The organism is Nocardia sp. NPDC060255 (assembly GCF_042727395.1).
Lineage (GTDB): Bacteria > Actinomycetota > Actinomycetes > Mycobacteriales > Mycobacteriaceae > Nocardia.
The window spans coordinates 319,288-343,112 of the sequence record NZ_JBHXAU010000005.1 but is presented as its reverse complement, the minus strand read 5'-3'; the positions used below and the strand labels follow the sequence as shown (position 1 = coordinate 343,112).

Below are 23,825 nucleotides of genomic sequence, written 5' to 3'. Positions count from 1 at the left end.
TGAGCTCATGGCCGACACCGTTACCGTCGAACGCGACGGACATGTCCTGCTCATCGGACTCAACCGCCCCGAGAAGCGCAACGCCTTCACCCTCGACATGCTCGCCGAGCTCTCCCGCGCGTACGCCCTGCTCGAGCACGACGACGAGCTGCGCGCCGGTGTCCTGTACGGGAACGGCGACCACTTCACCGCGGGCCTCGACCTGGTCGACGCCGCGCCCGCGCTGGCGACGGGCGCGATCAGCTATCCCGAGGACGGTCTCGACCCGTGGCGGCTGAACTACAACTGGACCAAGCCGGTGATCGCGGTGACCCAGGGGTGGTGCATGACGCTCGGCATCGAACTGCTGCTGGCCGCCGACATCCGGATCGCCGCCGAGGGTTCCCGATTCAGTCAGCTGGAGGTCCGGCGCGGCATCTGCCCGTTCGGCGGTGCGACACTGCGGTTTTGGCGGGAAGCGGGCTGGGGCAACGCCATGCGCTGGATCCTCACCGGCGCCGAATTCGACGCCGCCGAGGCCCACCGGATCGGCCTGATCCAGCAGGTCACGCCCGATGCCGAGTCGGCGCTGGCCGCAGCACGCACCCTCGCCACCGAAATCGCCGAGGACTCAGCACCATTGGGCGTCCGCACCATCCTCGCCTCCGCCCACCGAGCCCGCGACGAAGGCAACGCCGCCGCCGCCGAACACCTGGTCGGCGACGTCACCAAGCTGTTCGCGACCGCCGACGGCGCGGAGGGTGTCCAGTCGTTCGTCGAGCGCCGGAAGGCGAACTTCACCGGAAAGTGACGCACCGGTTGGCTTTTCGGCTGCCACGCGGAATCCGGCCGCTCAGGTCAGGCGCATGTCCATCTGAATGGTGGTGCCGTGTACGCCGGTGTGGATGCGGACCAGGTCGGTGAGGTGGTTGACGAGAAGCAGGCCGCGGCCGCCGAATTGGAAGGGTTTCGGTGGTACCCGGCCCGCCAGGGGGTTGGTGATGTGGCCCGCGTCGCGGACCTGGGCGCGCAGTTGCCTGCCGTCGATCCAGAGGGCCAGGGCGCCGCTGCCGCCGCCGTGCACCACCGAGTTGGTGATGGTTTCGGCGACGACCAGTTCCAGATCGATGATGCGGTCCTCGAGCATGCCCGCCTGGCGGGCGTATTCGCCTGCCCGGTGCCGGGTTTCGGTGAGCGAGGTGGCATCGAAGGCGAAGACGCGGGCGATCGCGGGCGGTGGGGACAGCGGTTTGTTGTACGAGGCGACGATGCGGTCGGGATCGTAGGCGCTACTCGGTCGTTCGCCGCTGCGGTCGATCAGGGTCGGGTGGGTGGCGTGCGCGTCGACCAGCACGGTCGGGTCGAGGCGTTCGGTGTCGTAGGGGCACAGGATGGTGACCGCGCGACCGGTGAACGCGGCGTTGATCAGCGCCTCGTGTTGGACGCAGGCCGGATACTCCGTCGCGGAACGGCCCGCCCAGATGGGTTCGCCGATGATCCGCACCCGTCCGGCCGGATAGGTGTCGGCGAAGGCGCGGAGCACGCCGGGAATGATCCGGCCGGGGTTGCGGCCTTCGACGGTCATGTCCATCAGCTTTACCGCGTCGGCGTCGCCCCCGAGTTCGGCGCGAATCAATTCCAGGTTCGGTCCGGGGACCGACACCGCGACAGGTTCGTTGTTGGCCAAGCCTTCTCGGATGAACCCGACGGTGCCCGCCAGGTACTCATCGGTGTCGCGGTAGAACAGAGCCGGATGCACGAAGGGATCGGTGTGGGGTGGTCCGGCGGTGGTGGCGGCGGTCATGGGCGGTCTACCTCGATTGTGGGGAGCGACGGCCAGAACAGCTCCAGGATGCGGACCAGGGTCTCGGGCGGGTTGTGCAGCACGACCCGGCGTCCCTGCGCCGCCTGGTTCGTCGCTTCCACCAGTATCAGCGTGCCGTGCGTGTCGATGAAAGTGAGCTCGGACAATTCCAGGTGGATGTCGGGGGTGCCGGGTAGCTCGGCCAGGGCCGTCTCCCACGCGTCGTGCGTCGAGAGATCGATCTGACCGACGCAGCGCAGGCCCGGCGGTCTGCTGGTCGAAAACGTCCGCAGCCTGGTCGAATCCGGCGAAATAGCGGGAACCCGATCGGCGGGTCTCGCTGACTCGGCCTGCACCCTCGCACCACCCTTCTGCCTGTTCGCGGCAGGGAAATTACCTACGCAACATACGCTCTCGCCAAGCCGGATCGATCAGGCGGCTATCCGGATGTCCGCAAGTTTATGACTTGGGCAGGATCGACGGATCGGTGCAGTACGCCCGCAGTCGGCCGAGCATGGCGGCGCGGGCCTGGGCGAACGCGGCGTCGCGATCCAGCAGCCTGGCGCGGGTGACCGCGGCGAAGCCGAGTGCGTCGAGCTCGAAGGCGAGGACGCCGGGGTCGGTGTCCGGACGCAGCTCTCCGGTGTCGAGTGCGGTGCGAATGATGGAGTGCACGAACGCATCCCACTCGTGGGCCAGGGTAACGAGCAGATCGTGTACCGGCCCGGGCTGGTCGTCGAATTCGTGCTGGATGGCCACGAAGAAGCAGCCGCCGGGCAGCACCAGGTCGGTGTAGAACGAGAGGCGCGATTGGTGCAACGCCCAGAGTTGGCCCACGCCCGCCGGGGCTTTGAGTGCGGGCGCGACGACCATTTCCGCCCACTGTGCTCGCGCCCGCTCGATGGCCGCGAGTTGCAGCTCTTCCTTGTCGCGCCACAGCGAGAACAGGCCGGACTTGCTCACGCCTGCCTCGGCGGCGACCTGTCCCATGCTCAGCGCGCCGAGTCCGGCGACCGAGGCCATCGAGACCACCGCGTCCAGCACGGCGGTTCTGGATCGTTCGCCGCGTGCTCGGCGCCCGTCGGCGGGGTGCCTGTTCGTCATGTCGACATCCTATCGCAATAAGTCCGACCGATCGGACGTAATAGCCGTGTGGGGGGCGAAGCGGCGTGCGAGTCGAGTCATGGAACGTGGCCGACGGGTTGCCCGGCCGTGTGATCCATCGGAAGGGTACGTCCCACGATGGATGGTGAAATGGGGGATTCCCCTGAGGCGGAAACGGATTCGTTTCGGATAAATTGGATATATAGCGGTTGCTGGCTGAAAACCACTGCAACCCAATGCATTAGATGCCTTGCCGCGACAGGAAAAGCTTCCGGTGGGAAGGGTTTATGTCGAATCCGAACGCGGTGTGCGCGTTCGCGGTGAACAAGAGGTCGATGGAGTCGATGGGGCGGACGGCTTCGGCAGGTTCGGCTACGACCGGCACGGCTACACGGCTCAGGGCTGCGCCCGAAACGGCGCGGACCGCCCCGACGTCGACCATGCCTTGTGGCGAGTGGCGGCGCTCGCGCCCGTCCACCGGCAGCGGCTCCTGAGGGTCAGGAGCCGTCTCCCGCGGCAGATCGGCGTTTATGGAGCAGCCGAGTTCAGTCGCGCGCGGCTACCGCTCGGGCGGCCGCCGCATCGAGCCGTCGCAGAATCGCATCGGGTACGAAACGTTCGGCGGTGCCGAGCAGTCCCTCGATGTCCATGAATCGGGCGGCCAGGCGCGCGCCGCCGGGCGAAACCCGGCCCGCCGTGCACGCCAGTCGCGCCTCGAAGGGGGTCGGCGCGACCGCGGGATTGCGCTCGGCGATCCGAACAATATTGTGCGCCACCGTTTCCGGGCTGCGGGCCACCAGGCCTGCGGCGAGCACCGAGATGTTTCTGCCGCGAATGCCCTGCTGCTCGTCCAGGCCGACGATCTGTGCGTTGGGATAGAACCCGGTGTTGATGAACGCGGGCAGTACTGCCGTGACGCCGACGCCGGTACCGGCGAACTCGAGCCGCAAGCACTCGGTGAGCATCTGTGCGGCGGCCTTGCTGGTGCAGTAGGCGGTGCTGAGTGGGATCGGCAGCACCGCCGCGGGTGAGGTCACGTTCAGGATGCGCCCGCCGCGCCCCGCATCGATCATCTGACGCCCGAACAGCTTGCTGCCGTGCACGACTCCCCAGAAGTTCACGCCCATGATCCGGTCCCAGTCCGCGACGCTGTGCCCGAGAAACGGTCCGGCCGTGGTGTAGCCCGCGTTGTTGATCAGGACATCCGGCGCACCGTGTGCGTCGTAGACCGTGGCGGCGAAGGCGGTCATAGCCGCATCGTCTGAGACGTCGACCGCGTAGGGGAGCGCGCGCCCGCCTGCCGCCTCGATCGTGGCGACCGTGTCCTGTGCGGTGTCTTTGTTCAGATCGCTGGCCACCACGCGGGCACCGTATTTCGCGAATCTGATGGCGGTGGCCCGGCCGATGCCGCTGCCCGCGCCGGTCACGATCACCAGCTTGTCATCGAACTTGGTCATCTCTTACCTCGGTTCCTGACGGCACGCCCTCGTGCTACTGTCCCAGACAACCTACACTGTGTTACACAGTGGGGACAACGGCAATGCTGCCGGGAAGAAGGAGACGCACATGCCGACCGCGCCACGGGCCCTGGCCCGGCCTCCCGCCTCGTCTGTGACGATCGAACTGCCACGCCGCGCGAGCCTCGTGCTGCGCATCGCGCACCCGCTGTCCTATGCGACGCTGCGGCTGGGGATGAATGTGATCGTGGCTCTCGTCGGCCGCGGGATTCCCTACCGCGACGTGCGTAATTTCCACCTCAGCAACCTGCTCGATCCGCTGGCCGCGCTGCTGCTGCCGCCGCGCGGAACAGTCCGGCGGTCAATGCTTTTCGACCGGTTCCGGGCGGAGTGGGTGTGGCATCGCGACATCCCGGACCCGACGCGGGTGAAGGACAGCGCCATCCTCTACTTCCACGGCGGCGGCCTGGTGGCGTGCGGCCTGAACTCGCATCGCCGGCTGGTCGCGCGGATCGGCAGGGACAGCGGCATGCCGGTGTTCAACGTCGACTATCGGCAACTGCCGAAGGCGCACCTGGCCGAGACCATCGAGGACTGCGTCGAATCCTACGAATGGCTGCTGTCGCAAGGCTTTCCGGCCGAGCGCATCGTCGTCGCCGGTGATTCCGCCGGTGGCGGACTGACTTTCGGGCTTGTGCTGGCCGCGCGCGAGCGCGGGCTGCCCATGCCGGGCGCGATCGTGGCGATCGCGCCGTGGGCCGACTACGACTCGACCCGCCGCAGCGCGCACCCCAACGACCGGCGCGATCCGATGCTCAGCGCTGCCGCGCTGGCGCTCCCGGTGCGGCTCGGCATGCTGGTGGACGGTGTGCTCGACCCGAAGTGGTCGCCGGTCAACCACCAATTCACCGGCCTGCCACCGGTATTGATCCAGGTGGGCGCCACCGAGGTGCTGCGCGCGGACGCCGAGGCGCTCACCGAACGCTGCGCCGAAGCCGGGGTGCCCTGCACGATGCAGGTCTGGGACAAGGGCATTCACGTCTTCCACGCCGCCGCCGACCTGCTGCCGGACGCCAGGCAGGCGATCGGCGAGATCGGCGCGTTCAACCAGCGCACCCTCAACGGTGCGGTGCAGCGGGCGTCGGCCAAGCGCCGGTTCACCCGCCGCACCCGCGTCGCATAACACCCCGTCGAATCGAGGACGAACATGAAACCCTTCTATCCGAGCATCGCGGTGGTCACCGGCGCGGGCAGCGGTATCGGCCGCGGCACCGCCAAGGCGCTGGCCGGCGTCGGCGCGGAAGTCGTTGTCGCCGATATCGATCTGGACTCCGCGCAGGACGCCGTCGCGGAAATCCGCCGGCTCGGCGGTCTCGCCGTGGCGTATCGGCTCGATGTGGCCGACACCGCCGCACTCGAGGACTTCGGCAAGGAGATCCGCAGCACGTACGGGGTGCCCGACGTGGTGGTCAACAACGCGGGCATCCTCGTCGGCGGGCCGTTCCTGGACGTCCCGATGGCGGACCTGCGGCGCATCATCGACATCAATCTGATGGCAATGATCCACGGCTGCCGCATCTTCGGCGCGCAGATGGTCGAACGCGGCCGCGGCGGCCACCTGGTGAACGTGGCGTCCATGGCGGCGTTCGCCGCCGCCCCGTACACCGCGCCGTACAGCATCAGCAAGTACGCGGTGAAGCATTTCAGCGAATGCCTGCGGGCCGAGTTGGCGGCGCACCAGATCGGCGTGACCGCAGTCTGTCCCGGCCTGATCGCCACCAACCTCTCGGCGACGGCCCGCATGTCGTCCGTGCTGGACGAGGAGCGATCCTCGACCACCCGCAAGACGATGCTCAAAGGACAAGCGCTGCTCGGCATGCACCCGGACAAGGCGGGCCGCATCATCGTGCGGGCCATCCGGCGCAACGTCGCCGTCGAGCCCATCCGCCTGGAGGCCCGGATCTCCTACCCGCTCGCCCGCTGGTTCCCCGGACCGGTGCGTGCGTTGATGACCGCGGCGGCCAAACCCGACATCCATGCCGCCGTCGCGGACAACGGCCTGCTCGACCGGCTCGACCGCCTCGCCGATCGGGTGCCGTTCCGGGCCGACCACGGTGTCGACCACCCGGCGGACCGTGGATGATGAATATCCCGGGCGCGATCGCTTCCAGCAACCCGTCACGAGAAAGACAACGACCGTGAGCTTTTCGACTCCTCTGTCCAATGAGACAAGCACGCCCGATCATCAGGTCGCGGTAATCGGCGCCGGGCCGGGCGGACTCGCGGCCGGCGTGAAACTGAAGCAGGCCGGGGTCGGCGACTTCGTCCTCATCGAGCGGGCCGACGAGGTCGGCGGCAGCTGGCAGGAAAACACCTATCCCGGTCTCGGCGTGGATATTCCGGCTATTGCCTACCAGTACTCGTTTGCCCGCAACTCCAAGTGGAGCCGGGTATTCCCGTACGGCGCCGAGGTCAAGCAGTACCACATGGACGTGGCTCGAAAGTTCGGGCTCTATCCACATTTGCGTTTCAACACGAACGTGCTGCGCGAAGAGTGGGACGACACCAACAGCTACTGGAAGCTGCACACCGACGACGGAAAGACCATTACCGCGCGATTTTTGATCAGCGCGGTCGGCGCTTTCGTTCGGCCCAAGGAAGATCCGGGCATCGCGGGCTGGAAGTCGTTCAAGGGCAAGATCCAGCGCCCGTCCAACTGGGACCACGACTACGACCACGCCGGTAAGAAGGTCGGCATCATCGGTACGGGCGCCAGTGCCGTGCAGATCATTCCGTCCATCGCGCCGGAGGTCGCCGAACTCGGTGTCTTCCAACGCACTCCGGTGTGGTCGCTGCCCAAGCCGGACTTCGCCATCCGTAACGTCGGCCAGCGCGTTCTGGGCGTGCCAGGGCTACAGGCGGCCGTGCACGGCGGTGTTCTCGTCGTGGCCGACCTCGTGCTGCGGGCCGCCGTCGCGGCACCGATGCGGGTGGTGCGCCCGACCGTCACCGCCTTCGACCGGTGGACCATCGCCGCCTATCGCCGATACCTGAAGATGATCATCGACGACCCGGCCACCCGGGCGCAGCTCGCGCCGAACTTCGGTGTCGTCGCCAAGCGCCCGACCATGTCCAACGGTTACCTCAAGGCGTTCAACCGCGACAACGTCACGCTGACCACCGACCCGATCGAGAAGATCACCCCGCGCGGCATCAAGACCCGCGACGGTGTCGAGCACAAGTTCGACATGATCGTGCTCGCCACGGGTTACGAGGTGTTCTCCGATCCGGAAACCTATCGGCCGGGAACCATCGTGGGGCGCAACGGATTCGATCTCGGCAAGTTCTACACCGAGAACGGCATGCAGGCGTACCAGAGCGTTGCGGTGCCGAGCCTGCCGAACCGGTGGACGCTGGTCGGGCCGTACTCGTGGACGGGCAGCGGCTGGCATGCCTTCGTCGAAATGACCGCCGACCACGCCGTGCGCGCCATCAAGGAAGGTATTCGCCGCGGCGCGACCACGGTGGAGGTGCGCCAGGACGCGCACGACGCCTACCACCGCAAGACGTTGCAGCGTGCCGAGGCGGTCCGGTTCTACTTCAACGAACTCAACGGGCACGTGCCGACCTACTACCGAAACTCGCAGGGGGACAGCACCTATCTGCGTCCGTCCGGCTTCTTCGAGGCCAGCCGCGGCAATCGCAAGTTCCCGCTCGACGACTACCGCTTCGAGCAGTCGCAGGTGGTCGCCGGGGAACTCGCGTCGGGAGCATAGGGATTCCGCCGGTGACCACGACGAGCTGGGCGGGTCGCGCGACACCGCCCGCTCGCTCGTCCGCGGCGGCCCGGGTGGCGCAGCCTCGACCGGAAGGCTGGAAGAATCCCGGCGTGGCAACACCAACGGTCGTGGACGACATCACCGAGCAGCTGGCCTATCGCATCGCGGCAGGCAGCTACCAGCCCGGTGAACTGCTGCCGTCGGTGCGCCAGGTGGCCGCCGAATTCGGCGTCAGCACGCCGACCGCGAACAGCGCCCTCGGCAGGCTGGCCGCGCTCGGTTTCGTCGAGGCGCGCCGCGGTCTCGGCTATCTCGTGCGCGACATCCAGCTCTACGGCGGCATCGACACCTGGCGTTTCATGTTCCGGTTCGCCCATCGGGTGCCCGACCGTGCCGCCACGATCTTCGCCGACATCATCGACGTCGACCACATGCTGGTCATGCAGGCCATCCGCGCGGTCGCCGCGGAGCCGCGTCGCTACGACATGTCGCGGGCCGTGCACGCGCTCGACCGGCTCGAATTGCTGGTCGGCGAGGACACATCCGAGCTGACCGAGATCATGGCCGCCGAGTTGCACATGCTGCGCTGCATGTTCGCCGCCCTCGGAAAGCCCGGATTCCTGAGCCTGTTCAACACGGTCGGCGAGATGCTGATCTCCATTCCCGAAGCGGGACAGGCCTTTTACGATCCGGTAGCGCCTGCGGGACACGTCGTGCTCTGCCGCAATCTCCTGGAGATCTGGGAGTCTGAGGTCGACATCGACCTTCCCGCGATCGGCATGATCGAGACACTGGTTCGGGAATACCATGATCAGGTCGTGCAGACTTTCGGTGAGCTCATCGGTGCGAAACCGGCGACCGATCCCGCCGACTGAGCGCTGACCGCCCGCGACAGAGAGGCTCCGCGATGAACGCTGACAAGCTCCGGTGGTGTGCGGGAAGACGCGGATTGCGGGTCGCGGTGGTCGTCGCCGCGATGGCGGCGGTGTTCAGCGGTGTCACCGCGTGCGGCGACGAGAAGGATCGACCGGCGACCGACTCGGTGGTGGTCGGGACGCAGTCCGGTCCGGTGCGCGGGAAGCTCGCGGGGGACACCCGATCGTTTTCGGGGATTCCCTATGCGGCGCCGCCGACCGGGGAGTTGCGGTGGAAACCGCCGGTGGCACCAGCCCACTGGACCCAGGAGCGGGATGCGACCACACCGGGGTCGCAGTGTATTCAGCCCCAACTGACCGGCGAGCTCGGTGGCAGTGAGGACTGCTTGTTCCTGAACGTGTCGACGCCGAGCGGTGCGGCCGCGCAGCGGCGGCCGGTGCTGGTGTGGATCCACGGCGGCGCCTTTGTCTCCGGCAGCGGTGCCGAGTACGACCCGTCGCGGCTGGTGCACACCGGCGACCTGGTGGTGGTCACGATCAACTACCGGCTGGGTGCGCTGGGATTTCTCGGGCACTCGGCGGTGGCGCACGAGGACGGGCAGGTGGGCAATTTCGGGCTGCTGGATCAGCAGGCGGCGTTGCAATGGGTGCATGACAATATCGCCGCGTTCGGCGGCGATCCGGCCAAGGTGACCATTGCCGGTGAGTCGGCAGGCGCGATGTCGGTCTGTGATCACCTGGTGTCGCCCCGGTCGGAGCGGCTGTTCCAGGGCGCGATTCTGGAGAGCGGGCCCTGCGAGCTGCAGGTCGACCGGCAGACCGCGGTCGACAAGAGCGAGCAGTACGCGACGTCGCTCGGCTGCCCCGGCACCGATGCCGCGACCGCGCAGTGCTTGCGCGCGATCCCCGCGGACAAGCTTGCCGCGACGACGTTGCAGTACACCGGATCGGACGGGAGCGGGCTGCCGAGCCCGGCCTTCGGCCAACCCTTGCTGCCCGAAGACCCGGTGACCGCTTTCCGGGAAGGTAAAGCCGCGAAAGTGCCGGTGTTGATCGGCGCGAACCACGACGAGTACACGAGTTTCGTGGCCAACCGGACGATTACCGCCGAGGAATACCCCCAGCTGTTGCAGACGTTCGGCGCACATGCCGACGCCGTGGCCGCCCGGTATTCACTGGACGCCTATCCGCAACCGGCGCTGGCCTGGTCGGCGGTCATGACGGACCACATCTTCGTCTGTCCCATCGCCGACGCGACCAAATCCCTCGTCCGCACCGGCCCCGTCTACGCCTACGAATTCGCCGACCAGAACGCGGCACCCCTGCCCGGCTTGCCATCGCCGCCGCCGTTCCCGCTCGGCGCGTCACACGCCTTCGAACTGCCCTACCTGTTCGACTTGGCGCACGCCACCCCGCCGGCAACACCGGCCCAAAAGATCCTGTCCGACAAGATGATCCGCTACTGGTCCGCCTTCATCCACACCGGCGACCCGAACTCCCGCGGCCTCCCCGACTGGCCCCGCCACACCGGCGACCAGTCCCTGGTCCTCAACCCGGAGAAGATCACCACCACCGACACCGCCCGAAACCACCACTGCGAACTCTGGTCCGGCATCCCCATTCCCTGACGGTCGGTTGCCGCAGCGACGTCCCGCTCGTCAGCCGGGGAGGGGGATGGGAGTGGTACAGGTGTTGTCGCGGAGGAGTTTTGGGGCGGTGTCGAGTGGGATGTCGTACCAGAGGTCCATTTCCAGGCGGTTGCCTGCGCCGATGGTGATCTCGTTCGGTTGGCGTTTGATTTCCATTGCGTCGACGCTGGTTTGGTGGGGGTGGTCGGCGGCGTCGTCGAGTTGGTAGTCGGTAGGGCGGGTGGTGTGGAAGGTGTTGTCGGTGTTGGTGATTGCTACCCGGATGCGGATGTACTGGCCCTTGGGGAGCCATTCGGCGTGGGTGCCGAAGATGTAGCCGATGCCGGGTTCGACGGTCAGGGCGGTGACCGTCAGCTTGCTGCAGTCCAGCGGTGTGCGGACGTACGGGGCGGCCGTGGTGGTCGTCGGGGGCGGTGCCGTCGTGGCCGGTTCGGAGCCGCAGGCGGCGAGGGACAGCAGCAAGAGGGGGAGAAGCCGGCGCACGAGATCAAGAGTAGGAGTGGTATGTCCCTGCTGTACGGCATATCAGGGACATCCAATTCGGCAGTGTCAGTTGACTTGTCGGGCCCGGCCCGCCCAGTACGGTGCGCGCAGTGCCTTCTTGTCGACTTTGCCGGACGGGTTGAGCGGGAGGGCTTCGACGAAGTCGAGGGTTTTCGGGGCCCAGACGCTGCCCTTGTCCTTGCCGGCATCGAGGTAGCCGGACATCCGGCCGGGCTGGCGGGCGCAGATTTCAACGACCTCGCCTACGGGCAGGTGCCTGTCGGCGTCGTCCTGGATGGAGATGTCGACGTGGAACAGCGGTCGGCCTGCGGAACTGAGGCGCGCCAGCGCCTCCGGGGTGTCGAGCCGATGGTCCTCTTTGCGCAAGCAGATGCGCCTCGCCTATCCGCTCGTGCCGTTGGTCATGCGGTCGCCCGCGCTGCGCCGCGCCGCGCCGCGATGCTGACCGTTGGCGAGCGCGGCGACCGGGTCAGCGCGCAGCAGGCGATTCTCGCGAGCCGGAACACGTTGCGCTGCACGGCGATCAGGGACTATCTGGCGCAGGTCATCGCAGCCGATTTCAGGGCGCAGAGAGATACCGTGCGCCGAAAGTGGTTGCTATTCGCACGGTTTGGTCGATGATCTCCTGACCATCGCAGTCGATGGTGCCCGCCTGCCACGCGCTGATCAGTTCGACGAAGCCGCCGACGCCGACGATGGCGTCCATCCGCAGCCCCATCCGGTCGACATCGGGCTTCAGAAACGGTTGTGCCGCAGCGACAACCAGTCCAGCGGTCAGCTGTAGCGCCGTGCTCCGGCACTGCTCGAGCGCGGTGCTGCCGCCGTGGTGCATCAGCAGGATGCGCGCGTAGTCCGGGTCTTCGGTCATCCGAGTGACCACCACCTCGGCCGCGATCCGCGCGATCTCCTGCGGCGTCCGATCGATGTTCTCGGCGAAGGCGACGGTGAGCCGGGACAGCATGTCGTCGCGCACCTGCTCCCAGGCCGCGACCAGCAGGCCGTCGCGGTCGGCGAACTCCTCGTAGAAGTAGCGGTCGTTGAGCGAGGCGCCCGCGCAGACAGCCCGCATGGTCACCGCGGTCCAGCCCTGCTCGCGCCAGAGCTCGATGGCCGCGCCGACCATGCGCTCGCGCCGCTCGGCGCGGCGTTGCTCGGCGGTGCGCCCGCCCCAAGTTCCTGCTCGTGCCACGTTTCCATCTTGACAAGCGGGGCGGCCGACCACAAACTGGTGGCACGCGCGGACAATGGTGTCATGCGACACCAAACTGGTGTGGGGCCTCGGTTCGCTCGACTCGGAGACGCGGGTCATCGCGGATCCGCCGTCTGCTCGAACAGGAGACTCGATGGCTGCCACCACGTACGACCACGACGCCGCGCCCGCCGATCCGCGACCGAAACCCACCGGGCACACCAGCACACTGGTCGCCACCATCGAGGCCTTGACCATCGGCCTGGACTACGAGGGCGGGATGATCGGCCGGACGAAGGGGCACGACATCCTTCGATTCCGGGCCGGCACAAGACGTTTCGTCGCCTTCACCAATCCCGACTACGTGGATCACGTACTGCACGCCGGTCGGCTGAAGTATCACAAGTCGTTCGAGTACGAGCTGCTGCGCGCGCTGCTCGGGGTCAGCCTGTTCACCGATGAGGACGAATCCTGGCAACGCCATCGGGCGATGATCACGCCGATGTTCGCCAAGCGGCACCTGCACGGGCTGATCGATCTGATGATCGAGCCGATCGAGGCCAGCGTCGCCGGCATCGACGCGCGGCACGGGCGGGTCGAGGTCGACATGGTCGGCGAGATGGTGGAACTCACCCTGAATGTCGTCGGCAACGCCCTGTTCGGCCAGCAGTTCGGGCGCATCGCGGTGGGCATGTCGCACCTGGTCACCGACGGGCTGCGGTTCGCCGAGCGGCTGGAACGGCTGTTCATCGTGGCCGCCCCGCCGAAGCAGGTCTGGCGCGCGGCCGCCGCGGTGGCGTTGACACCGATCCCGCTGCCGCCGCCGTTTCGCCGCATTCAACGCGTCGCGCAGACCCTCGACAAGGAGGTGTGGGATGTCGTCAACGAGCGGCGCGCGCACCCGACCGACAGCCCGGATCTGCTCAACCATCTGCTGAACGCGTCCGACGAAGCGGGCGGGCTGCCGGTGCGGCGCGTCCGCAACGAGGCGCTCACCTTCATGCTGGCCGGACACGAAACCACGGCGAACGCCCTGTCCTGGATGTGGTACCTGCTCGCGCTGAACCCTGATGCGCGAACCCGATTGCTGGCGGAGGTCGACACCGTGCTGCAGGGGCGCCGCCCGACGGCGGCGGATCTGCCCCGATTGCCTTGGACCGCAGCGTGTTTCCAGGAGTCGATGCGCTATTTCTCACCGGCGTGGGCGATTCCGCGGGTGGCGATCGAAGACGATGTGGTCGACGGTCACCACATTCGCAAGGGCACCACCGTGATCATCCCGACGCACCACATCCACCACGACGCGCGATGGTGGCCCAACCCTGAGGAATTCGATCCCGCGCGCTTCCTGCCCGGCGCGGGCCGGGACCGCGCGCGCTCGGCGTATCTGCCGTTCGGCGGCGGCAAACGGATCTGCATCGGTTCGAGTTTCGCGGTGATGGAGTCGGTGTTGATCACGGCGATGCTGAGCCAGAAGTTCGTCTTCGACCTGGTGCCAGGTCATCCCGTCGCGCCGGAGGCGACGCTGACGCTGCGGCCGCGCGATGGACTGCGAATGATCGCTCGGCGCAGGGTAATACGCCCGGTCGCCGAACAAACCGTTGCCGCGGCGCAGTCATGACGCGCGTCGACCCGCGCGGAGCGGTCGTCGTGATCACCGGCGCGGGCCGGGGGATCGGCGCGGCTACCGCGCGCAGATATGCCGCCCTAGGTGCCTGCGTCGTCGCCGTCGACATCGATGAGGCCGCCGCGAAGGCGACCGCGGCAGCCTGCCACGGCTCGGCTTTCGGCTGTGATGTCGCCGATGCCGCGGCGGTGGCCGACCTGGCCTACCAGATCGGTCCGGTCGACATCTTGGTCAACAACGCAGGCGTCGGCGTCGGCGGTCCATTCCTGGAGACCACCCTGGACGACTGGGCCTGGCTGCGCTCGATCAATCTCGACGGTGTCGTCAACTGCTGCCACCTTTTCGGCGCGGGGATGGTGGCGCGCAGGCACGGACACGTGGTCAATATCGCCTCCGGCGCGGGCTACCTGCCGAACCGGCGAATGGCGACCTACTGTGCCTCGAAAGCCGCGGTGATCATGCTGTCGCGGTGCCTGCGGGCCGACTGGGCGGCACGCGGAGTCGGGGTGAGCGTGATCTGTCCCGGCGTGATCAATACCTGCATTCATACCCGAAGCCGGTTGCGCGGCAGCGCGATTGCCGAACAGGACTGGATCGCCAAGGCCTTCGGATACAGCCACGACCCCGACGTCGTCGCCAAGTCGGTGGTCGCCGCGGTCGCGCACAATCGCGGGCTGGTGTCCTCGGGGTTCGAGGTGCGACTCGCCTACCAGGTGATGCGAGTGCTGCCCGGTCCGATCGTGGATTTGGTCGCGCGCGCGTGAGTCGAGCTCGGCCAGCGATCTCGCCGCGAACCATGTAGATATAGGGTGTAGACCTACGCTGTTGACACAACGCTCCGGACGGCGTGTACTCAATGAACGGCCGATTCGAGCGTTGGTTCCGGCCACCACGGCCACACCCGATCGGCACCGTTGTCCGCCGGAGCTGGCCATCGTCGACCTCAGCTGGATCCGAGGTAGCACCGTGACCGAAACGTCGACACTGACCCGCGCGCGAGCGCCTCGCACCTATCGCAGTTCGGATGACTACGCCCAGCTGGAGCCGCTGTTCGCCCGGCTCGCCACGCTGGAACCGAACGACCCGCACCGGATAACTCTGCGGGCCGACCTGATTACTCGATGTCTGCCGCTGGCCGAGCACATCGCCCGCAAGTACGCGGGCCGCGGCGAGAACTTCGACGACCTGTTGCAGACCGCCAGGGTGGGCATGGTGGCCGCGGTCGACCGATACGACCCCGACTACGGCGCGTCCTTCGTCGCCTTCGCGGTGCCGACCATCATGGGCGAGGTACGCCGCCATTTCCGCGACTACACCTGGTCGGTGCGGGTGCCGCGGCGGCTCAAGGACATCCAGCTGAGCATCGGTCCCGCGATCGACGTGCTGTTCCAGCGACTCGGACGGATGCCGAAGGCGGGCGAGATCGCGGCGGAACTCGGGGTCGACGTCGTGGACGTCACGCAGGCGATGATCGCGCACAACGGCTATCAGACCTCGTCGCTCGACGCGCCGACGGACAGTGCCGGGCCGGGCACGTCACTGCTGGACGCGCTCGGTGACGAGATGCCGGACTACCGGACCATCGAGGACGTCCTGGCCGTGCGGCCATTGATCGCCGCGCTGCCCGAGCGTGAGCGGGAGGTGCTGTTCATGCGATTCTTCGAGGCGAAACGGCAAATCCAGATCGCCGAGCAACTCGGCATCTCCCAGATGCATGTCTCCCGCATCCTGTCCAAGACCCTGGACACGTTGCGCGAAAAGGCTTTACGCGATTGACCCGTCAGTACCAGTGATGTATTTGCCAGAATTCCCAGGCGCCGATCGGGCTGCCGTAGCGCTTGTTCATGTAGTCGTAGGTCCAGCGGATCTGGGTCACCGGGTTGAACGGCCAGTCGGCCCCGTGCGTGCCCATCTTTTCCGGCGGCAGCGCCTGACCGAGGCCGTAGGCGCCGCTTTCCGGATTGACGGCGAAGACATTCCAGCCGCTTTCCCGGGTGATGATGTTGTCGAACGCCCAGAAATGATGCGGCGGCACGAGTGTCATCGCCAACGCCTTGACGGCGGCCCGCGGCATCGAGAGGACCGAGCCGGCCGGCTGGGTTTTCCAGGTGCTCGACGGCGTCGCGCAAATCGGCGGTGCGTCGGGCGCCGCGCAGTCGGTAGCGACCGCGTTTGCCGGAGCGGCGCAGAAGAAAAGGGCACAGACGGCTGCTGCGAGGGTAGGAATGAAGTACCGCATCGTCGATTCGGTCCTTTCGTATCCATGGATGAATCTCGAAGCCGGTAGTGCTAATTCAGCAAATCACTAGTGACCGTCGTTGCCGTGCAGCCGCTCCGGAGTGTCCGCCAAATGAATAGAATTCGCGCATGCGGGTATAGTCGGTGATCCGGCTCGGGTATGAAATCCACCCGCGTGCAATTGACTTGTGCGAAGCGGAATTGGTGCTTGCCGAGCGAAACCCCGACTTCTCCTGCGCTTGCCGCGGCGATGGTGGATCCGGCGGCGCGAGCCGGGCAAGCGCGTACGGCGTGTCGCAGCGCGAAGTGGAGGTGGGGAGCGGGCGACACGCCGGGGTCGCCGATCTTCCAGTGGTGCAGGTCAGCAAGTTCCGGCGTTCGCGGAAACCGTTCACTACCTGCGAAAACACTGCCGCGCGGCGGCGCGCGGCAGTGATGCTTTTCAGCTATTGTCCCTGTTCATGATGACTACCCCGGGTCGGACGCGAATTCGAAACCGTCTCGCCGCGTCGGTGGTGGGGGCGATCGTGGCAGTGCTGGTTTCGCCGTCGTCGGCAACCGCGGACGGCGCGCCGGAGCCGAGCACGGCACCGAATGCGGCACCGCCGAGTGCGAAGACGGAGGCGACACCGCCGCGCATTCGCGGCACGAACTGGGCCGGATATGTGGTCACCGGGAACTTCAAGAGTATTTCCGCGGAATGGATCGAACCGGAAGTGCAATGCTCCGATACCGGCGTGATTCAGCGCGTGGTGCCGTGGGTCGGTTTGAACGGGACACTGGTCAACGGAAAGCAGGCCTTGCCGTTGATGCAGACCGGTTCCGAGGCCATTTGCGTGAGCGCGGCGGGCGCCCTGGCGTCGCTGCCCGGGCTGGCGATCGTGAACCTGGCGAGCGCGACCGTGGCCAATAATCCCGCGTGGTTCCGCAATGCGATCCGGGCCGCCGAGAGCGTGAACACGCAAATGGGTCAGGCCGCGTCCGGCGCGTGCGCGACCACCGGCACCGGCTCGGCACCCGGCGCCGCGATGTGTGCGCAGCAGACGTATCGGATGGCGCTGTGGGAGGCGTATCCGGCGAACCCGGTGATCTACCCGGACGTGACGTCGGCCCCCGGCGACAAGATGCAGGCCTCGGTCGACTTCGATGGTCAGACCTACACGATGACGGTCGCGAACGTGACGCAGAATTGGACGCGGACCACGGTCGCGCATTCCGACGCGCCCGCGCAGACCGCGGAGGTCATCGTCGAGGGTCAGCTCAACAGTGCGCTGCCGGGATTCAGCCCGGTCGTGTTCACCAATGTGAAGGTCGACGGAAAGCCGTTGTCGGCCTTCAAACCGGTGAGCTATTCGATCGGCGCCACGAACGGTGAGCTGCACCCCGGGCCGATCACCAAGGACGGCACCAGCTTCACCATCGCCAAATAGGCCGCTACTTGCCCGCGGCGGCGGGCGGCGGGCCGGTCAGCGGCCCCGCGGCGTAATAGGCGCGGCAGACTCCGTCGCTGTCCAGATCGGTCGCGGCCTCGATGACCGACTTTCCGTCCGGTGCGGGCAAGAGCGCCGAACTGTAGTTCTTGCACGGCGCGTCGGTGATGCCGTCGATGACGATCGGTGCGGGGATTTCATACCAATCGCCTGCACCCATGGTGTCGTTGGCCAGGATGGTCCGCCCGGTTTCCGGCGTCACCGTGCCGTCCACGCTCGACACCATCTGACCGGACAGCAGGATGGTGCCGTTCGGGCCGGGCCCTGAACTCCAGGCCGGGTAGGGCGCGTGCTGGGTATAGCCGCCGTCGGTGCCGGTGCGCACCACCGTGCCGAGGAATCGTGGATCGCCGTAATTCCAACCGTCCGTTGATTTCCGGAAATAGGCCAGGCACTGATGCACCTTGTCGGTGTTGCAGATTTCGTAGCTCAGGAAGTAGCTGCCGTCCGGCAATCGGATCGCGTTGGCCATGCCGGGCCGGACGTATTCGACGTCGCTGACCACGGTGTCGGTGTGATTCACCCAGTGCACACCGTCGGGGGAGCGGACCTGCACCAATTTCTGGCTGTGGTCGCGGCTGTCGGTCTCGTCGGAGTAGAAGGCGACGAGTTGCCCGTCCGCCGAGATCGACAGGCTCGGTTCCCACGCGCTCGGTAGCAGCGGTCCCCAATCGGTGAAGCTGAACAGGCTGTTCGACGTCGCGATACTGGACACGAATTCCCACTGCGCGCCATGATCCCGGCTGGCCCATAGTCGTTGTTCGACATGGCGCAGCACGACGTCGAGCACATCGGAAAACACCGTGTCGGCCCACAGCAGGGTGCCCGCGGGCATATCGCCGACCGCCGTCGGCAGTTCGAACAGGGCGGAACAGCACAGCTGGCTGCCCTTCCTGGAAACGGAATCGCTGATGGTGCCGCGCTGCCGAAAGGTCTTGCCGCCGTCGATACTCGCCATGATCGCGCCGGTTTGTTGCAACGTATTGACGCTCGCCACAATGGTGCCGTTGGCGGCGCCGCTGTGTTCGAGGCGAATCATGCGCGGATAGAAGCTGCTCTCCGGATACAGCGCTTGGCGAGGCGGTGCGGCAGGCGGCTCGGCGCCGGCCGATGGCCAGCTCAGGCCGACACCGATAACGATCAGCAGCACACCGACTCGTCGCACAGACACTCCCTCGAGTTCGAAACAACGATGGCTCTGGCGAAATTCACGCTGGCGGAGATCAGTCGAAACCTTACCCAATCGCGGGCCCGCTCCGGCTGACCCGAACGGGTACTCGTGTGCCGTGTCCAGCGGAAATGGGTTATGGCGTGGCTAGCCTTCGGCAGTGGCGGAAACCGTTGATTCCGCCGATATTTCAGCGATCACCTGCGCGGCGCTGATAGCGTTGGCTTCCCTGGGCCGACAGCAGTACGGCTACCCGAGACCTGGAGATCACCGTATGCCCCATGCTGGAATCAAGGAACTGATCACCCTCGGTCACGAGCAGAAGTACATCACCCACGCCGAGATCAACGAATACGTTCCGGAGGCCGTCGGAGATCGCGATCAGTTCGTCGGCATCATCCAGATGCTGGACGCCAGGGGGATCCCGGTCTATGAGACGGATCCGGTGGACTAGCGCTCGACCCGATCGTCGCGCCGAGGGTTTTGTGCGCGAAACACGTTCCAGTTCAACGATTCTGGTTCGCCAGTAGGTCTTGCCGCAGCCCACTCCGAGCGTTGCGATGGACATCGACCCACTGCACCCGGTTTTCATCGCGGAGAAACCGCACGCACTGATTCCTGACTCGATGTTTCCACGTCGGTGGTGCTTCCGACCAGTGCGGTTGCCGCAGGATTGCGCATTTCCCCTCCGCCCGCATCGAACGCAGTGCCAAGTGCCGCCGATCCGAATGCCTCGCAGGTTCGAATACGGAATGGCGGTGATCTTGGCCGGGCAGGTTTTCGGTGCGACGGAGGGATGAGCTGTGGTGATTCGGGCGCGGTCGATCGTGGGAGTTTCCGCGTTGCTTGCGGGGATGGTGTTGGCCGGTCCGGCGCAGGCCGAGGGTTTGCCTGCCGGGTGCAGGGGAGCGGTGACGCCGAGCAACGACACCATTACCTGTACCGATAATCTGCCGGCCGGGGCGGTAATCGACGCGGGGGACGGCGACGACACGATCGTGATCGAGGGTGACGTGCTCGAGGGGGCGGTCGTGTTGGGCGGCGCGGGCAAGGACAAGATATCGGCGCGCAATGTCGGTCGATTCCTTTGCCCGGCAGACGGTCTCGGCGCCAACGACAGCAACGGCGGCGTCCTCGACGGCGGTCCGGGTGATGACGAGATCACGGTCGGCGGGCAAGACCGTCCCGCCGCCTGCGACGCGGCGATGCAGAAGGGCGCGGGCGGTAACGTCGGGCGCCACGGTGCTGTGCTGGGCGGCCCGGGCAACGACGTCATCAAGGTCGGCAGCGTCGGCTATGTCTTCCAGCCCGATCCGGCCAAGCCGGAGACCACTGCGGGCGCGCATGGCGGCCGGGTGTCCGGCGACGAGGGCGACGACACCATCACCATCGACACCGTCAGTCTCGGCGAGCGACCGCCGAGCGCCACCGCGCCGGACGCACCCGACGCGGTGTTCGGCGGTGTGGGCAAGGATACGATCGCGATCCACCGAACGGTCGGCGCGGCCGACATCTACGGCGACGCCTTCGCACCCATCCCGGACGCGGGCAACGACACCATCACGGTGGACGAGATGACCGGCGGCTGGATACACGGCGGACCCGGCGACGACACCATCACCGGCGGCACCCTCGGCGGTTCGGGCTCCGCGCTGTGGGGCGACGACGGCAACGACACCATCAAGGCCGGCGACATGTACCTGGGCGCCAGCGTTTTCGGTGGCGACGGCAACGACGTGCTGTCGGCGACCTCGCTCAACAAGGACGGAAACTCCCGCGCCGCCACCGTGATCGGCGGCAACGGCGACGACAGGATCGACGTCGGCACCGTCGGCACCACCGACTCCGTCGTCCTCGGCGACGGCAGCGACGTCGCCAGCGGCGCCGACCCCAACAGCGGCACCGGCAAAGACACCATCACCGCAATAGCCAACAACGGCAGCATCTTCGGCGGCAACGACGACGACACCATCACCATCGACGTCAACAACAACCTCGTCGACGGCAGCGCAGGCAAAAACACCTGCACCATCAAAGGCCAGGGCTCACGAGGCTCCGTCACCGCCTGCGAACAGAACTGACGCGGGCGACGTGCCGTGGCACAGTCTGTCAGGGTGCGGGTTCGAACCAGGTCGGCTCGTCGGACATCGCGTGCTTGATGCGCAATAGGTCATGCTCGGGCAGTTCCGGCAGCGCGGCGGCGTCGAACCAAGCGACCTCCAACGATTCGTCGTCATTGACCCGCGCCGTGCCGCCGACAGCCAGGCATCGGAAGGTGATGTCCATGAACTGGCAGATATCACCGTTCGGATAGGTGTGCGCCGGCATGGCTCGGACCAGGATGATGCGCTCGGCGACGCACCGAACGGCGGTCTCCTCGTACACCTCTCGCACCGCACAGGCCGCGGGCTGCTCGCCGGGTTCCGGCATCCCGGCGAGGATCGCCCAGTTGCCGCTGTCGGCCCGACGGCCGAGTAGCAATCGGCCGTCGTCGTCGAAGACCACGGCGCTGACGCCGGGCAGCCACAGCAGCTGTTTGCCCGCGTCGGCCCGGATGGTTCGGATGAAGTCGGGAGTTGCCATGGCTACGACAGTATTCGTGCGGCTGTTCGTAAACCATGGGCGAGCAGCCGCGATGGTGGATATTGCTCAGATATCTGCGCGTGATCGCAACGAAATGAGCGCAGTGATTAGTTCGTTATAGATCGCGTGTCGCGCTTGCTGTTGGCTTGAAGGTGCCGGAGAGTGGCATTCGGATCCGATGGAATTACGAACACCCGGTGTTCTCGAAATCCATTCAAGGCTCGGTGATCTTTTCGCACCGAGCGTCGACGGAGATCGGAGTAACGCACCATGGCATCCATCGATGAAGGCTCTGAGCAGGGTAAATGTTACCGCGCCCTGACGATATTGGTCGTCGCGACCGCCGCGACGAGTTCCCTGCTGCTGGCCGCGACGCCGGCGCATGCCCGGCCGATCGGACTGCCTGATATCGGAAGCCTCGAATTGCCCGGCGAGGTGACAATTCCCGTTATTCAGAACCCGCTGAACTCGGTCGCCGAACGCGCCTTCGACGCCGCACGCACTAAACTCGGCGCGCCATACGGCAGTGGCGCGGCGGGTCCCGACGCCTTCGACTGCTCGGGCCTGGTGCAATGGGCCTATCGCCGAGCGGGCCGCGAGGTGCCACGCACCAGCGGCGCGCAACTCGCCGCAGGCATCCCGGTCGCGCAGAGCGAACTGCGCGTCGGCGACCTCGTCTCGTTCTACGGCGGCGGCCACTCCGGTCTCTACGCGGGCAACGGCACGGTGATCCACGCTGGCACCGAGAGCACCGGAGTCGAACTCGCGCCGATCTCGTCGATGCCTTATGCGGGCGCGCGCCGGTTGTGATTCGCCGGACGTAGCCGAAAGTCGGCGATTGGATTCGATGTTTGCGGGGTATGCGGCCGGTAACGGGCTGTCTCGGACTCGGTCGGCAGATATGCGGGCCGAGTCCGCGGCGGCAGCGGTCGAAAAGATGCCCCCGGCAACGTCAACGGTGACGAGCCACTCGACGGCGAGCAGGCGCGACGGGAGCTATCGTCGACCGAACGCGGCTGAGCCCGGGCAAGTTTCGAGATAGTTAGGCGTTGCGGTAGCTGGATACCGTGGTCGCCCCTGAGAAAGGGGACACGGTTGTCCTTCCCGTTGCAGAATCCCGATGGCACGTTGCCCGAGCATGTCGCGGTCTCGTTGGGTTGGGATCCGTCCGACGAAAGCCTGTGGGTGGACGACGACGGCACGGTCACGCCCGGCGGCAGGATCGACTTGAACTCGGCGGCTTTGCTTTTCGCGGGCGAAGTACTGTTCGACGCCGTCTACCACGAGCAACTGGTGTCCCGAGACGGATCGGTCTCGCACAGCGGCGACAGCCCGATGGGCGACGGCGCGGGCGACAACGAGGTGATCACCGTCGATCTGACCCGGCTGGCGCCGGAGGTGACATCGGTGATCTTCCTCGTAACCTCCTACTCCGAACAGAGTTTCGCGCAGATCGAGAACGCGTACTTCCGCCTCCTCGACACCACCTCCGGCGCCGAGATCACCCGCTACGTGCTGAGCGGCGGCCCGCACACCGGCCTGGCGATGGGCAAACTCGTTCGGACACCGCAGTGTTGGTACTTCGTCGGAATCGGTGCAGGCCTCTACGCCCATCACGTGGCCGAAGCGGTCCCGCAGCTGGCGCAGTTCCTGCCGTAGCCCGACAACGTCAGAGTGGTTGGTACCCGGCGCCGATATCGCCGCGTGCGTTCAGATCGTTCATGATGGCGCTGATGTTGGTGCCGACCTCCGGCCCGAAGCAGCCGACGCCGAGATAGGCGTTCACCATGCCGACCAAGGTGCTGCCGATCACTACGGGCGCCCCGGAATCGCCCTTCATCACACACATTTGGGTCCAGGTCTCGGTGGCGGTCGCGCGGACATCGCCCCAGACGACACCGCAACTCGTCCCGCTGGTGCTGCCGCGTTTGCACACGACGTTCGGGAAGGCGGCGGGGCCGCCGAGACCGGTGATGGTGGTGCCGCCGACCTGGTTCACCGGAGTCACTCGCGCCGAATCGAATTCGATGACCGCGTAGTCCAGGGTGTGATCGGAGTAGACGAACCGGCCCACCGCCGCACCGTCGGGATCGCCCTCGACGACCACGGTCGCGCCCGGCTGTCCGCAGTGTCCGGCCGTCAAGCCGACCAGCCGTTGCGCGCTGTCCCGGCCGATGGTCGTCAGCGTGCATCCGACATGCGTGTCGACCAGGATGCCGGAACCGCCGCCGACGGTCGGCGGGACTTTGTCCGTTTGCGCTGCGGCGGAGGCGGTCCCGAGCGCCACGGCGGCGGTGGCGGCGGCGGTGGCGGCGGCGGTGGCGGCAAAGACGAGTGCGGTTCGTGTCACGAGCATGACTCCTCTGGTCGATCTCCCGG

Annotated in this window: 27 protein-coding genes; 15 read left to right on the top strand and 12 right to left on the bottom strand. The window is 66.7% G+C overall.

The features are described from left to right. Positions 1 to 7: 7 nt before the first annotated feature. Complete coding sequence (locus ACFWF1_RS13410) at positions 8 to 790, top strand: crotonase/enoyl-CoA hydratase family protein (RefSeq protein ID WP_379284933.1); 783 nt, start codon at positions 8 to 10, stop codon at positions 788 to 790. Positions 791 to 832: 42 nt separating this feature from the next. Here the strand turns inward: ACFWF1_RS13410 and ACFWF1_RS13405 are convergent, their stop codons facing one another. The 5 genes from ACFWF1_RS13405 to ACFWF1_RS13385 form a co-directional block, all read right to left on the bottom strand. Further along, on the bottom strand, positions 833 to 1,783 hold the full coding sequence (locus ACFWF1_RS13405) for an anti-sigma factor RsbA family regulatory protein (protein WP_379284934.1): 951 nt from the start codon (positions 1,781 to 1,783) through the stop codon (positions 833 to 835). Further along, on the bottom strand, positions 1,780 to 2,139 hold the full coding sequence (locus tag ACFWF1_RS13400; protein WP_379284935.1) for an STAS domain-containing protein: 360 nt from the start codon (positions 2,137 to 2,139) through the stop codon (positions 1,780 to 1,782). Before ACFWF1_RS13400 ends, ACFWF1_RS13405 begins: the two co-directional genes overlap by 4 nt. Before the next feature lie 103 nt (positions 2,140 to 2,242). Further along, entirely contained in the window at positions 2,243 to 2,887 is a 645-nt protein-coding gene (locus ACFWF1_RS13395; RefSeq protein ID WP_379284936.1) for a TetR/AcrR family transcriptional regulator, read from the bottom strand. A gap of 241 nt (positions 2,888 to 3,128) precedes the next feature. Then, positions 3,129 to 3,365, bottom strand: a complete 237-nt coding sequence (locus ACFWF1_RS13390) for a hypothetical protein (RefSeq protein WP_379284937.1) — start codon at positions 3,363 to 3,365, stop codon at positions 3,129 to 3,131. A gap of 67 nt (positions 3,366 to 3,432) precedes the next feature. Next, positions 3,433 to 4,344 carry an SDR family NAD(P)-dependent oxidoreductase gene (locus tag ACFWF1_RS13385; protein ID WP_379284938.1) on the bottom strand — a complete coding sequence of 304 codons (912 nt, stop codon included), beginning with the start codon at positions 4,342 to 4,344 and terminating at the stop codon, positions 3,433 to 3,435. A 109-nt stretch (positions 4,345 to 4,453) separates the two neighbouring features. Here ACFWF1_RS13385 and ACFWF1_RS13380 point away from each other — a divergent pair, with 109 nt between their 5' ends. From ACFWF1_RS13380 to ACFWF1_RS13360, 5 genes are read left to right on the top strand one after another with little or no spacing between them, the layout of a single operon-like run. Next, the gene (locus ACFWF1_RS13380) at positions 4,454 to 5,527 is read left to right on the top strand and encodes an alpha/beta hydrolase (RefSeq protein ID WP_379284939.1); all 1,074 of its coding nucleotides are present in this window, start codon (positions 4,454 to 4,456) and stop codon (positions 5,525 to 5,527) included. Positions 5,528 to 5,551: 24 nt separating this feature from the next. Then, positions 5,552 to 6,487 (top strand): SDR family NAD(P)-dependent oxidoreductase, encoded by a 936-nt coding sequence (locus tag ACFWF1_RS13375; RefSeq protein WP_379284940.1) that lies wholly within the window; start codon positions 5,552 to 5,554, stop codon positions 6,485 to 6,487. Positions 6,488 to 6,542: 55 nt separating this feature from the next. Beyond that, entirely contained in the window at positions 6,543 to 8,120 is a 1,578-nt protein-coding gene (locus ACFWF1_RS13370; protein ID WP_379284941.1) for a flavin-containing monooxygenase, read from the top strand. Positions 8,121 to 8,131: 11 nt separating this feature from the next. After that, positions 8,132 to 8,998 (top strand): FadR/GntR family transcriptional regulator, encoded by an 867-nt coding sequence (locus ACFWF1_RS13365; RefSeq protein WP_379284942.1) that lies wholly within the window; start codon positions 8,132 to 8,134, stop codon positions 8,996 to 8,998. A 32-nt stretch (positions 8,999 to 9,030) separates the two neighbouring features. Further along, complete coding sequence (locus ACFWF1_RS13360) at positions 9,031 to 10,626, top strand: carboxylesterase/lipase family protein (RefSeq protein ID WP_379284943.1); 1,596 nt, start codon at positions 9,031 to 9,033, stop codon at positions 10,624 to 10,626. Between the two features lie 30 nt (positions 10,627 to 10,656). Here the strand turns inward: ACFWF1_RS13360 and ACFWF1_RS13355 are convergent, their stop codons facing one another. From ACFWF1_RS13355 to ACFWF1_RS13345, 3 genes are all read right to left on the bottom strand, one after another. Continuing rightward, the gene (locus tag ACFWF1_RS13355) at positions 10,657 to 11,130 is read right to left on the bottom strand and encodes a hypothetical protein (RefSeq protein ID WP_379284944.1); all 474 of its coding nucleotides are present in this window, start codon (positions 11,128 to 11,130) and stop codon (positions 10,657 to 10,659) included. 66 nt (positions 11,131 to 11,196) lie between these two features. After that, positions 11,197 to 11,517, bottom strand: a complete 321-nt coding sequence (locus ACFWF1_RS13350) for a hypothetical protein (RefSeq protein ID WP_379284945.1) — start codon at positions 11,515 to 11,517, stop codon at positions 11,197 to 11,199. Positions 11,518 to 11,710: 193 nt separating this feature from the next. After that, positions 11,711 to 12,340: a TetR/AcrR family transcriptional regulator gene (locus ACFWF1_RS13345; RefSeq protein ID WP_379284946.1), complete on the bottom strand. Its 630-nt coding sequence runs from the start codon at positions 12,338 to 12,340 to the stop codon at positions 11,711 to 11,713. Between the two features lie 154 nt (positions 12,341 to 12,494). Between ACFWF1_RS13345 and ACFWF1_RS13340 the strand changes: the two genes are divergently transcribed. The 3 genes from ACFWF1_RS13340 to ACFWF1_RS13330 all read left to right on the top strand — a co-directional run bounded on the left by ACFWF1_RS13340 (position 12,495) and on the right by ACFWF1_RS13330 (position 15,743). Next, complete coding sequence (locus ACFWF1_RS13340) at positions 12,495 to 13,961, top strand: cytochrome P450 (RefSeq protein ID WP_379284947.1); 1,467 nt, start codon at positions 12,495 to 12,497, stop codon at positions 13,959 to 13,961. Beyond that, the gene (locus ACFWF1_RS13335) at positions 13,958 to 14,731 is read left to right on the top strand and encodes an SDR family NAD(P)-dependent oxidoreductase (RefSeq protein ID WP_379284948.1); all 774 of its coding nucleotides are present in this window, start codon (positions 13,958 to 13,960) and stop codon (positions 14,729 to 14,731) included. The genes ACFWF1_RS13340 and ACFWF1_RS13335 overlap by 4 nt, the downstream gene beginning before the upstream one ends. Before the next feature lie 202 nt (positions 14,732 to 14,933). After that, entirely contained in the window at positions 14,934 to 15,743 is an 810-nt protein-coding gene (locus ACFWF1_RS13330; RefSeq protein ID WP_379284949.1) for an RNA polymerase sigma factor SigF, read from the top strand. A gap of 4 nt (positions 15,744 to 15,747) precedes the next feature. Here the strand turns inward: ACFWF1_RS13330 and ACFWF1_RS13325 are convergent, their stop codons facing one another. Next, positions 15,748 to 16,011, bottom strand: a complete 264-nt coding sequence (locus ACFWF1_RS13325; RefSeq protein ID WP_379322178.1) for a lytic transglycosylase domain-containing protein — start codon at positions 16,009 to 16,011, stop codon at positions 15,748 to 15,750. 10 nt (positions 16,012 to 16,021) lie between these two features. Here ACFWF1_RS13325 and ACFWF1_RS13320 point away from each other — a divergent pair, with 10 nt between their 5' ends. Then, the gene (locus tag ACFWF1_RS13320; RefSeq protein WP_379322177.1) at positions 16,022 to 16,276 is read left to right on the top strand and encodes a hypothetical protein; all 255 of its coding nucleotides are present in this window, start codon (positions 16,022 to 16,024) and stop codon (positions 16,274 to 16,276) included. Between the two features lie 390 nt (positions 16,277 to 16,666). Further along, positions 16,667 to 17,635, top strand: a complete 969-nt coding sequence (locus ACFWF1_RS13315; protein ID WP_379284951.1) for a G1 family glutamic endopeptidase — start codon at positions 16,667 to 16,669, stop codon at positions 17,633 to 17,635. A gap of 4 nt (positions 17,636 to 17,639) precedes the next feature. Here the strand turns inward: ACFWF1_RS13315 and ACFWF1_RS13310 are convergent, their stop codons facing one another. Next, positions 17,640 to 18,860: an exo-alpha-sialidase gene (locus ACFWF1_RS13310; protein ID WP_379284952.1), complete on the bottom strand. Its 1,221-nt coding sequence runs from the start codon at positions 18,858 to 18,860 to the stop codon at positions 17,640 to 17,642. 163 nt (positions 18,861 to 19,023) lie between these two features. On the opposite strand from ACFWF1_RS13310, the gene ACFWF1_RS13305 reads away from it, so the two are divergent. Together ACFWF1_RS13305 and ACFWF1_RS13300 are read left to right on the top strand one after the other, a co-directional pair. After that, positions 19,024 to 19,317, top strand: a complete 294-nt coding sequence (locus ACFWF1_RS13305; protein WP_379284953.1) for an RNA polymerase sigma factor region1.1 domain-containing protein — start codon at positions 19,024 to 19,026, stop codon at positions 19,315 to 19,317. Between the two features lie 349 nt (positions 19,318 to 19,666). After that, positions 19,667 to 20,944, top strand: a complete 1,278-nt coding sequence (locus ACFWF1_RS13300; RefSeq protein ID WP_379284954.1) for a hypothetical protein — start codon at positions 19,667 to 19,669, stop codon at positions 20,942 to 20,944. Positions 20,945 to 20,972: 28 nt separating this feature from the next. On the opposite strand, the gene ACFWF1_RS13295 is transcribed toward ACFWF1_RS13300, so the two are convergent. Beyond that, positions 20,973 to 21,446 (bottom strand): NUDIX domain-containing protein, encoded by a 474-nt coding sequence (locus ACFWF1_RS13295; protein ID WP_379284955.1) that lies wholly within the window; start codon positions 21,444 to 21,446, stop codon positions 20,973 to 20,975. Positions 21,447 to 21,716: 270 nt separating this feature from the next. Between ACFWF1_RS13295 and ACFWF1_RS13290 the strand changes: the two genes are divergently transcribed. Beyond that, a complete protein-coding gene (locus tag ACFWF1_RS13290; RefSeq protein ID WP_379284956.1) occupies positions 21,717 to 22,256 on the top strand; it encodes a C40 family peptidase in 540 nt (179 codons plus the stop codon). Positions 22,257 to 22,484: 228 nt separating this feature from the next. Next, complete coding sequence (locus ACFWF1_RS13285; protein ID WP_379322181.1) at positions 22,485 to 23,105, top strand: TerD family protein; 621 nt, start codon at positions 22,485 to 22,487, stop codon at positions 23,103 to 23,105. 10 nt (positions 23,106 to 23,115) lie between these two features. Here the strand turns inward: ACFWF1_RS13285 and ACFWF1_RS13280 are convergent, their stop codons facing one another. Next, a complete protein-coding gene (locus ACFWF1_RS13280; protein ID WP_379284957.1) occupies positions 23,116 to 23,802 on the bottom strand; it encodes a serine protease in 687 nt (228 codons plus the stop codon). Positions 23,803 to 23,825: the final 23 nt, after the last annotated feature.

Excerpts from the sequence above, each read along its gene's own strand:
- ACFWF1_RS13410 (WP_379284933.1), top strand. The coding sequence starts at position 8 with ATGGCCGACACCGTTACCGTCGAACGCGACGGACATGTCCTGCTCATC.
- ACFWF1_RS13405 (WP_379284934.1), bottom strand. The coding sequence starts at position 1,783 with ATGACCGCCGCCACCACCGCCGGACCACCCCACACCGATCCCTTCGTG.
- ACFWF1_RS13395 (WP_379284936.1), bottom strand. The coding sequence starts at position 2,887 with ATGACGAACAGGCACCCCGCCGACGGGCGCCGAGCACGCGGCGAACGA.
- ACFWF1_RS13385 (WP_379284938.1), bottom strand. The coding sequence starts at position 4,344 with ATGACCAAGTTCGATGACAAGCTGGTGATCGTGACCGGCGCGGGCAGC.
- ACFWF1_RS13380 (WP_379284939.1), top strand. The coding sequence starts at position 4,454 with ATGCCGACCGCGCCACGGGCCCTGGCCCGGCCTCCCGCCTCGTCTGTG.
- ACFWF1_RS13375 (WP_379284940.1), top strand. The coding sequence starts at position 5,552 with ATGAAACCCTTCTATCCGAGCATCGCGGTGGTCACCGGCGCGGGCAGC.
- ACFWF1_RS13360 (WP_379284943.1), top strand. The coding sequence starts at position 9,031 with ATGAACGCTGACAAGCTCCGGTGGTGTGCGGGAAGACGCGGATTGCGG.
- ACFWF1_RS13340 (WP_379284947.1), top strand. The coding sequence starts at position 12,495 with ATGGCTGCCACCACGTACGACCACGACGCCGCGCCCGCCGATCCGCGA.
- ACFWF1_RS13335 (WP_379284948.1), top strand. The coding sequence starts at position 13,958 with ATGACGCGCGTCGACCCGCGCGGAGCGGTCGTCGTGATCACCGGCGCG.
- ACFWF1_RS13325 (WP_379322178.1), bottom strand. The coding sequence starts at position 16,011 with ATGACACTCGTGCCGCCGCATCATTTCTGGGCGTTCGACAACATCATC.
- ACFWF1_RS13315 (WP_379284951.1), top strand. The coding sequence starts at position 16,667 with ATGATGACTACCCCGGGTCGGACGCGAATTCGAAACCGTCTCGCCGCG.
- ACFWF1_RS13295 (WP_379284955.1), bottom strand. The coding sequence starts at position 21,446 with ATGGCAACTCCCGACTTCATCCGAACCATCCGGGCCGACGCGGGCAAA.
- ACFWF1_RS13290 (WP_379284956.1), top strand. The coding sequence starts at position 21,717 with ATGGCATCCATCGATGAAGGCTCTGAGCAGGGTAAATGTTACCGCGCC.
- ACFWF1_RS13280 (WP_379284957.1), bottom strand. The coding sequence starts at position 23,802 with ATGCTCGTGACACGAACCGCACTCGTCTTTGCCGCCACCGCCGCCGCC.